The following is an 8496-nucleotide window of genomic DNA, read 5'->3' on the forward strand; positions in this document are numbered from 1 at the left end:
GGGTAGAACCGGTAGGGATATATCCGCCGGTATAACCGGTGGAGCGGCTAAGGTCAGCCTGCATGATCTCATTCTTTGTTTTGCGGGTAAAGTACGCCACATCAAAGCCTAAACGGTTATCAAAAAATTTCAGCTCTGTACCTACTTCAAACTCTGTTACGGTGTATGGTTTTAACAAACCGCTGGGCAGCTTGTCGCTGAACCGGCCGGTAGGTATTCCGTTAATAGAACCTTCCACGGCGTAGTATACGGCTGTTTTATATGCCTCATAAGGCTCACCGCTGGTTTGTGCAAAGGATGCACGCAGCTTGCCGTAATCCATATGCGGTACTTTCACCAGCTCAGAGAAGATAAAGCTACCGGATACAGAAGGCGTAAAGATCCTCATCTGGCTCTTGGGAATACCGGGTCCTGCCAGTGTGGAGAACACATCATACCTGCCTGTAGTGCTCAGGGTGAGGTAAGATTTATAGTTGAAATCTGCTGTGTAATAACCGGAATGCGCTTCTCTTTTCCAGTATTTATAGTCCTTACCCGGGTTCACCACGTTAAGAGGGGTGTACAGGTTATCAACAATAAAGGGACCGCCATTGAGGGTCTGATAGTCATAACCATTCTTCAGTAAGTTGGCGCCTACTGCAGCGTCTATACTAAAGTCAGAGGTTATTTTTTTGCTGATTCCCAGCAAGGCATCGCCATTCAGCTGGTAGGTCTGGGTGCGGCTCTGCTCTTCCAGTCTGCCGGAATAACCGGTTTCACTCTGTATGGAAAAGTTGGTGCCGGATGCCGTTACCTTAAGGATCTGGTCATTTTCCAGGTCATAACCTATACGGCCCTGTGCATACAACCAGCTTGTAAGCTCATAACGGGCAGTAATAGCGCTGATCAGGCGTTTCCTGCTGATATTGTTTACATACTTGCTTACCACAAACCAGGGGTTAGTTACATAGTTATCATCACTGAACACTATTTCTTTTCCATTGGCATCGTAACCGGGAGCCAGTATGTTTTCGTTGATGTTGCCGGCAAGCCAGATACCGTTATTGGGGTTTGAAGGCCCGTCACTGATCTGCGGCTTGTTCTTTTGCTGTTCGTCTATATAGTTAGCCAGCACTCTTACAGTCAGCCGGTCACTTACCTTCTGGTCCATGTTCAGGTTAATGGTTTTCCGGTCTAATCCACTGTTGCGAACAATGGATTTGTTGTCCAGGTTAGACATGGACAAACGGAAAGTACCTTTCTCGCCACCGCCGGAAACAGCTACTGTATTTGTAAAGGTGGGCCCTGTTCTGTAAAAGTTGGCAATGTTATCTTTGAAGGGAGAATAAGCGTATTGCTTACCATCATACTGGATAACCTGTGAGCCATCCATTTTAGCGCCCCAGCTTAACCTGGCAGTACCCTGTGCATCTGCAGCATTATTCGGTTTGCTGCCCTGACGGCCCTGTCCATATTCATACTGGAAATCGGTAAAGTTAATAGCCTTGTCCATAGAATAGTTCATGTTATACTCCACAGTGAAAGCGCCTTTTTTACCGGTCTTGGTAGTAATGATAACAACGCCGTTAGCAGCTCTTGCACCATATAATGCAGATGCGGACTGGCCTTTCAGCACGGTCATGGTTTCAATATCATCCGGGTTAATGTTGGAAAGACCGTCTCCGTTATCAGAGCCGCCCCATTCGCCGGAAGAACCGCGTTGTGTATTATCAATAGGTACACCATTTATTACAAAAAGCGGTGAGCCGGTGCCGGCGCCGCTGCCGGTAGTACCGGTACTACTATTCATACTGGGCATACCCCTTAACAGGATACGGGCAGAAGAGCCCGGACCACCGCTGGAACCATGTACGTTCACACCGGCCACACGGCCTGCTAATGACAAGCCCACGTTGGTTTCACGGGCCTGCGTCATCAGGCTGCCATCCACTTTGGTAACGGAGTAGCCTACTTTTTTGGAATCTTTTGATATACCCAATGCCGTTACTACCAGCTCGCCCAGCTGAGTGGATGTTTCACTCATTACCAGGTCAAGATGTGTTTGTTCAGGTGTTACTTCTATTGCTTTAGTGCCATAGCCCACCAGGGAAACCTGTAATGTAAAAGCCCCCTGCGGCACTTTCAAAGAGAAAGTACCGTCGCCACCGGTTACAGTGGCAATGTTCGTTCCTTTTACCTGCACAGTGATGGCCGGAAGCGCTGCCCCGGATGTTGCATCCTTGACAGAGCCTGTCAACTGCCTTGTTTGTGCAAATGCTGCCGAGCCAAGCAGCAGCGCAATAATCAGCAGACGTAGTTGTCTCATCATTTATTGGATTTAATTTTGGTTTGATTTAGACATAGAGAAAGCCACATGCCACTTTTGCAGCATGCAATTATTGAACATAGTATTGCCTGTACGCTTATGTATCGCTAAATTTCATCGTTCTTCTGTACATACTTATTGATTTTGGTTAGAGATAGAGACGCTGATACACCTCAGAGGGAGGCATGCATTTCCTTTAGAAATCTTAACAACTGACCCTTCCTAAAGTCAAGTCAATTCAATTGTTCACTACAAAATGTAAATTGATTTTCTAATAGAATAACAACAACACATCGATCATCGTTCCATCGTTCTTTACATGTTTCGTTAATTTGGTTGAAATAATCCAGTTAGCCTGGAACCGACCCTTTCTCAAGTCAATTCAATTGTTCACTACAATAATGTAACTGATTTTCTAACAGAATAACAACAACATCGATCATTGCTCCATTGTTCTTACATGTTTCGTTAGTTTGGTTGAAATAATCCAGTTAGTCATCATTGCCCCATCGGGGATTCATGGAAAACTTATCGTGGTGCTTAAGATTGCTGCTTCATTGTTCGATATCACTTCGTGCGTACAACCGGCGTACTCTCTACCGGATCTGCCACATAGTTAGTATTAATTTCCTTTAAAAGCAAACATTATTTTAACTAAATATTAGGACATACTTTTTATACGCTATTAAAGATCATACATTCAAGCGGGAATGTTTGTAACATTTTGATTGTATTTATGCAACTATGTTAATTTTATATTTAACTATGTTAATTTAAGATTATGAAAACAGCCAGCGCAACCGCCATTGGCGCAGCTGCCCTGCGGGCCGCCCACCAATTGTTAGATGGGGTTCCCAAACTGCTGCAGGATGAAGTAATATTAAAGTTATTAGAGCCTGCAGTAATACAGCACATTCAACATAACCCGGCCGTTTATCAAATGCCGGAAGCCTCCAGAATGCGCACACACGTAGTGCTGCGCAGCCGTTATACGGAAGATGCCCTGCAACAGGCATTTGATAAAGGGATACGGCAATATATAATATTAGGTGCCGGATTTGATACGTTTGCTTACCGGCAGCCGCCCTGGGCTAAGGACCTGCATATTTTTGAAATAGATCATCCTGATAGCCAGGCGCAAAAGCGCAACCGGCTGGCACAAACCGGCATTGAACTTCCCCCCAATCTTAGCTTTGTACCGGTTGATTTTGAAACGTCTTCTATTAACAACGCTTTACAGCAAACATTGTTCGATCTTAACACACCGGTATTTATTGCCTGGCTGGGCGTGCTTACTTATCTAACCATGGAAGCTATTGATGCTACACTGAGCTTTACAGGCGCTTTGGCAAAAGGTACAGAGCTGGTGCTTACCTTTTCCCAGCAGAAAAGCGCTGATTACTTTTCCAGGCTTGGCCAAAGGGCCGCAGACCTGGGCGAGCCCTGGATCACGCATTTTACGCCGGAAGCAATGGAACAAAAGCTGCGGCAGCACGGGTTTACAACGGTATCCTTTTTTACGCCGGAGCAGGCAGCCAGGTACTTTGCCGGCCGTACCGACGGGTTGCAGCCACCGCGGCGTGCTTCTATTGTACATGCGGTAGTGTAACAGCAGCTATTGTACCGGGCATAACGGGTGTGCAGGACACCAGGAACCTGCTGCCGCAAATTTTTTCTTAAATTAAGGGTGATATCTACCCTTTTGCGGACACTATTATATAAAACCAATAGTTATGCAGGAACAAGCAGCGCAAGCATTAACAGATCTCTACCGGGATACCTTTCCCCAGGTAGCCCGCACCGTGCAGCAGCTGGGAGGCGACCTGGAAGCCGCCAAAGACCTCTTTCATGATGCCCTGGTTATTTACCTGGAAAAACAGCAGCAGCAAAAGTTACATATCCAGGTATCTGCCAAAGCTTACCTTGTGGGCATCACCAAAATATTATGGCTGCGGAAATTTAAAACCGATAGCCGCCAGCAGCCGCTGGACGATCATATAACAGACGCTTACAGCATCCCGGAAGACTTTTATACACCGGTACCTGAAAAAAGCCGGTCCCTGCTGCAATACCTGCAAACAGCCGGCAGAAAATGCATGCAGCTGTTACAGGCGTTCTATTATGAGCAGCACTCCATGCAGGAGATTGCCGAAAAATTCCATTACAAGACCATCCACTCTGCCACCGTACAGAAGTACAAGTGCCTGGAAAAAGTTCGCGATCACATTAAAAGCAGCGCCGCTTATGAGGAAGTTATTGGATGAAGCACAGCACATTGACCAGTACCTGCTGCAGGCCATGAGCACAGAAGACAAGCTGCTGTTCCAGGCGCAAATGCTTACCAACAGCAGCTTGCAGGAAAATGTGCAGGCGCAGGCACAGGCGCATCAGCTTATACGCTCATTGGGCCGGGACGCAAAACGGCAGCAGCTGCAAACCATCTTCGATAACCTCTGCACAACAGATCCTGCCTTCCAGGCAGCGCTCATTGCTATTTTTAAATAAAATTTATTGCCATGCTAATACCAACCGTATTGGATAGCGCCACCCGTGGCGCCTATGATATCTATAGCCTGCTCTTAAAGGAACGCATCATTTTTTTGGGCGCCGGTATTGATGACCAGGTGGCCAACCTGGTAGTAGCGCAGCTGCTGTTCCTGGATAGTGAGAACCATTATCCCGTGCGCTTATATGTTCACTGCCCCGGCGGCAGCGTGTATGCCGGCCTGGCTATTTATGATACCATGAAGAGTATGAAATCGCCCGTTTCCACGGTGGCCGTGGGCTTTACCGGCAGCATGGGCACGGTGATCCTTTCTGCCGGTGCAGCGGGTCAGCGCTATGCCCTGCCCAATGCCACTATTCATATGCACCCTACCAGCGGAGGCGCCAAAGGTTATACGGAAGATGTAAGTATTGCCTACCGGGAACAGGAACGCCTGCAGAACCGTTTGTTCCACATCATCGGGCAGCATTCCGGCCATACACGGGATGAGATCGAAGAAACTTTCAGAAGGGATAAGTTTATGAATGCAATCGAAGCCAAAGATTTTGGGCTGATAGATGAGGTGCTGGGCAATGCCACTGAGCTGCAATTGCCGGCTAAGCCGGCAGCTACCGGATCCTGATGCTCCTTCCGCCATGAGGGAAAAACATAAGCCGGAGGGGGCCCCGGCTTATAAGGTGAAAAAAATTGATCTTGGTTAATGACAATTGCTCACATAACATAAGTTTTCGTGATCAATACCTACTTTTTACTTACAGGTTTCGGTTTACCCTGCATTTATTATATAACATTATGCAGCTACCGGCTGCACTTTTACCGTTTTATGATCATCGGCCTCGTATAGCAGGATGCCGATAAAGCCCAGCACAATAAAAAAGATATTAAATACCAGGTGCTGATCCCAGTTCATGCTTTGCAGCACGCCCCCGCAGGAGCAGGGAATAAAATCGCTGAACTTCAGAATGGCAATAATATATGCGGTGAACATGGTCATGAGGCTGAAAGCTGCATAAAACCCTGCCAGGATCCATTTAGGCACCGTTAGTAACACCACTACGATCAGCTCAATTGCCGGGATGCCCCAGGCTACCCACGGGGCAAAAGCTGTGAGCAGGGGCGACTTGCCCAGCTCCGCGCTGAAGTTCTCATAGTCCATGAGCTTATTGACACTTGCATAAATGAAGAGTACAATAAACAGATAGGCAATAATATCCACGAACGTTTTTCTTTTCATAGGGAGATGCGTTGACAATCTTTTTGGCTATAGCCAATAAATATAAAAATAATAATTTATTCTCCGGTTAATCTGGCGTTAAATACTGTAGCTGAGTACGCCCATTGCTGTTAGTATTGGATTAACAATTGCGTTAACGAATCATTATCCTGGTAAGTTTTTAAAAGCACGAAATTCATAGCGAGGAATTATATATGCATGTTTCGCATCACGCGGACAAAAACCGGATTTTCTTGTCCGGTTTTTCCATTTATACCATCGCTCCCTCACTTTCCTGCACATTTTGTACTTTACGTGATGGAATACCTAAACCATTCACATTTTACGCCTGTGGCATATGGACATTAAAGTAATCCCGGTTGCGCTGGCTGATATACAGCCGCTGCGCAGTTTATTTTTGCATGAAAGTAACTTCCAGTTTATTTATGATAAGTGTCACCTGTACGACTGGGCAGATACTTACCTGTTCCTGGTAAATGGGCAAAAAGTAGGCTACGGCGCCGTGTGGGGCCAAAGTAAAAGAGAGGACCGGGATGCCATTTTTGAATTTTACATCCTGCCGCCTTTCCGTGCAAAGGCTAATTATATTTTCCCTGAATTAAAGGCCGTTTGCGGCGCCACATTTATTGAATGCCAGAGTAACGACGCACTTTTAACAGCCATGCTTTATGAGTATGCGCACAGCATTAATGCAGAAGCTATTTTATTTGAAGAACATTATACCACGCACCTGCAGGTGCCGGGCGTTGTCTTCGGCAAAAAACGGCTTGAAGATCCTAACAGGTATAACGTTGGCAACTATACTTTGGAAATAGATGGCGAAGAAGTGGCTGAAGGCGGTTTAATGCTGAACTACAACCTGCCTTATGCAGATATTTACATGAGCGTAAAAGAAGGCATGCGGCAAAAAGGCCTGGGCAGCTTAATTGTGCAGGAGCTGAAAAAGGAGGCTTATTTACAGGGCCGGGTACCGGCTGCCCGCTGTAACATTAAGAACCAGGCCTCCAAAGCCACCTTGATGAAAGCCGGTTTAAAGTGTTGTGGTTTTGTATTAAAAGGATCGCTCCCCTGATTTTTTATTAACACGTACGTTTTTTACAAAAAACCTATATTGCAACCCTGAATATGCTTATTGTACAGTAACCATATCTTGTCTTGTTCCCAAATATCTACGAAATGTCATTGTGAGTTAAAACTTAAACAATGCTGTTAACCAACAAACATTTCACACCCGTAATAGGCCTGGACATCCATATTGTGATCCTCTTGGGCTTTCCTGTTCCCCTGCCGCATCCGTACATTGGTTTTGTGGTGGATCCCATGGATTATATTCCATTCATTGGCGCTACCACCAAGATCAATCATGTACCCCGCGGTAAAAGCGATACCTCCGGTATTTTTATTATCCTCTTTCATATTCCCATGGGCGGGCCTTTCCTGCTGGCGCCTATGATAGGGCACGATTCCGTGAACTTCTTCGGCAGCCAGACCACCAAAGTGGAAGGTAACTTAATGAGCCCCTCCGGTCATATGCTCATGACCTGCAACGATATTGGCATTCCGCTTTCCTTGCAGCCCGGCAAAAAATTGAAGCCCATTCCCAGCATGTACCTGCCTACTTCTTTTTCCATACCGCTTTCTTTTGGCAAACCGGTAATGGTAGGCGGCCCCTATGTGCCCGATTGGGCGGGCGCTTTACTGAACCTGGTGATGAGCTTTGGATTTGGCGCTTTAATGAAAGGCGTTGGAAAGCTGGGTAAAAAAGCGCTCACTAAATTCAATCATGCGCTGAAAGGGAAGCTGGGTAGCAATAAGCTTAGCAAGTTCCTTTGTAAAAAAGGCTTTGAACCGGTAGACCTGGTGCAGGGCATTGTGATCTATGACGGAACGGATTTTGAGCTGGCCGGCCCTATTCCGCTGCGCTGGGAACGTTCCTGGAACAGCGATAGTAAGCATAATGGCGTATTAGGTCATGGCACACATTTCAGCTATGACCTGCGCGTACAGGAATTTGCTGCCGAAAATGCAACGGTTGTATTGCTGGGCGATGGCCGCAGCGCAGTATTTGAAGCCCTGCCTTATGCAGGCAATACGGATTACAACCGGCATGAAAAGCTAACGCTTACCCGTACGGATAGTGATGAATTTCAATTGCAGGACCATAGTGAGCGGTTGTATTATAACTTCCGTAAAGTTCATCCAACGGATGCGCAATATCGTTTATACGCCATCCGTAATGAAGCCGGTTTCCTCATCAGCTTTCACTACAATAGTAAAGGTGAGCTGGTACAGGTAATTGACAGTGCCGGCCGGCGCCTGCACGTTACCAACGATGATGCAGGCCGCATAACCAGCGTAACGGCCCGGCACCGCGGTGCGGAACAGGTAATGATCCGTTACGGCTACAACGAAGCCGGCGACCTGGCAGCCATCACAGATGCGCTGGATCAA

At 46.7% G+C, this 8496-nt stretch carries 8 protein-coding genes; 6 read left to right on the top strand and 2 right to left on the bottom strand.

Going from position 1 to position 8496, the window contains the following annotated elements:
- Positions 1-2308, bottom strand: a 2308-nt coding sequence (locus VIM87_RS30660) for a SusC/RagA family TonB-linked outer membrane protein (protein WP_332000673.1), incomplete at its 3' end; no start/stop codon positions are given.
- A 778-nt stretch (positions 2309-3086) separates the two neighbouring features.
- Between VIM87_RS30660 and VIM87_RS30665 the strand changes: the two genes are divergently transcribed.
- The 4 genes from VIM87_RS30665 (at position 3087) to VIM87_RS30680 (ending at position 5433) form a co-directional block, all read left to right on the top strand.
- Positions 3087-3914, top strand: a complete 828-nt coding sequence (locus tag VIM87_RS30665) for a class I SAM-dependent methyltransferase (RefSeq protein WP_332000674.1) — start codon at positions 3087-3089, stop codon at positions 3912-3914.
- Positions 3915-4038: 124 nt separating this feature from the next.
- On the top strand, positions 4039-4569 hold the full coding sequence (locus tag VIM87_RS30670; protein ID WP_332000675.1) for a sigma-70 family RNA polymerase sigma factor: 531 nt from the start codon (positions 4039-4041) through the stop codon (positions 4567-4569).
- Entirely contained in the window at positions 4550-4810 is a 261-nt protein-coding gene (locus VIM87_RS30675) for a hypothetical protein (RefSeq protein WP_332000676.1), read from the top strand. Before VIM87_RS30670 ends, VIM87_RS30675 begins: the two co-directional genes overlap by 20 nt.
- Positions 4811-4821: 11 nt before the next feature.
- Positions 4822-5433 carry a ClpP family protease gene (locus tag VIM87_RS30680; protein ID WP_332000677.1) on the top strand — a complete coding sequence of 204 codons (612 nt, stop codon included), beginning with the start codon at positions 4822-4824 and terminating at the stop codon, positions 5431-5433.
- A 168-nt stretch (positions 5434-5601) separates the two neighbouring features.
- Here VIM87_RS30680 and VIM87_RS30685 read toward each other — a convergent pair whose 3' ends face one another.
- Complete coding sequence (locus VIM87_RS30685; RefSeq protein ID WP_332000678.1) at positions 5602-6045, bottom strand: MauE/DoxX family redox-associated membrane protein; 444 nt, start codon at positions 6043-6045, stop codon at positions 5602-5604.
- 337 nt (positions 6046-6382) lie between these two features.
- On the opposite strand from VIM87_RS30685, the gene VIM87_RS30690 reads away from it, so the two are divergent.
- The gene (locus VIM87_RS30690; RefSeq protein WP_332000679.1) at positions 6383-7117 is read left to right on the top strand and encodes an N-acetyltransferase; all 735 of its coding nucleotides are present in this window, start codon (positions 6383-6385) and stop codon (positions 7115-7117) included.
- Positions 7118-7248: 131 nt separating this feature from the next.
- Positions 7249-8496 (top strand): DUF6531 domain-containing protein (locus tag VIM87_RS30695; RefSeq protein WP_332000680.1); only part of this gene is annotated, 1248 nt, incomplete at its 3' end.

Origin of the sequence: Chitinophaga sp., from assembly GCF_036569125.1 — a bacterium.
Lineage (GTDB): Bacteria > Bacteroidota > Bacteroidia > Chitinophagales > Chitinophagaceae > Chitinophaga.

Excerpts from the sequence above, each read along its gene's own strand:
- VIM87_RS30665 (WP_332000674.1), top strand. The coding sequence starts at position 3,087 with ATGAAAACAGCCAGCGCAACCGCCATTGGCGCAGCTGCCCTGCGGGCC.
- VIM87_RS30670 (WP_332000675.1), top strand. The coding sequence starts at position 4,039 with ATGCAGGAACAAGCAGCGCAAGCATTAACAGATCTCTACCGGGATACC.
- VIM87_RS30675 (WP_332000676.1), top strand. The coding sequence starts at position 4,550 with ATGAGGAAGTTATTGGATGAAGCACAGCACATTGACCAGTACCTGCTG.
- VIM87_RS30680 (WP_332000677.1), top strand. The coding sequence starts at position 4,822 with ATGCTAATACCAACCGTATTGGATAGCGCCACCCGTGGCGCCTATGAT.
- VIM87_RS30685 (WP_332000678.1), bottom strand. The coding sequence starts at position 6,045 with ATGAAAAGAAAAACGTTCGTGGATATTATTGCCTATCTGTTTATTGTA.
- VIM87_RS30690 (WP_332000679.1), top strand. The coding sequence starts at position 6,383 with ATGGACATTAAAGTAATCCCGGTTGCGCTGGCTGATATACAGCCGCTG.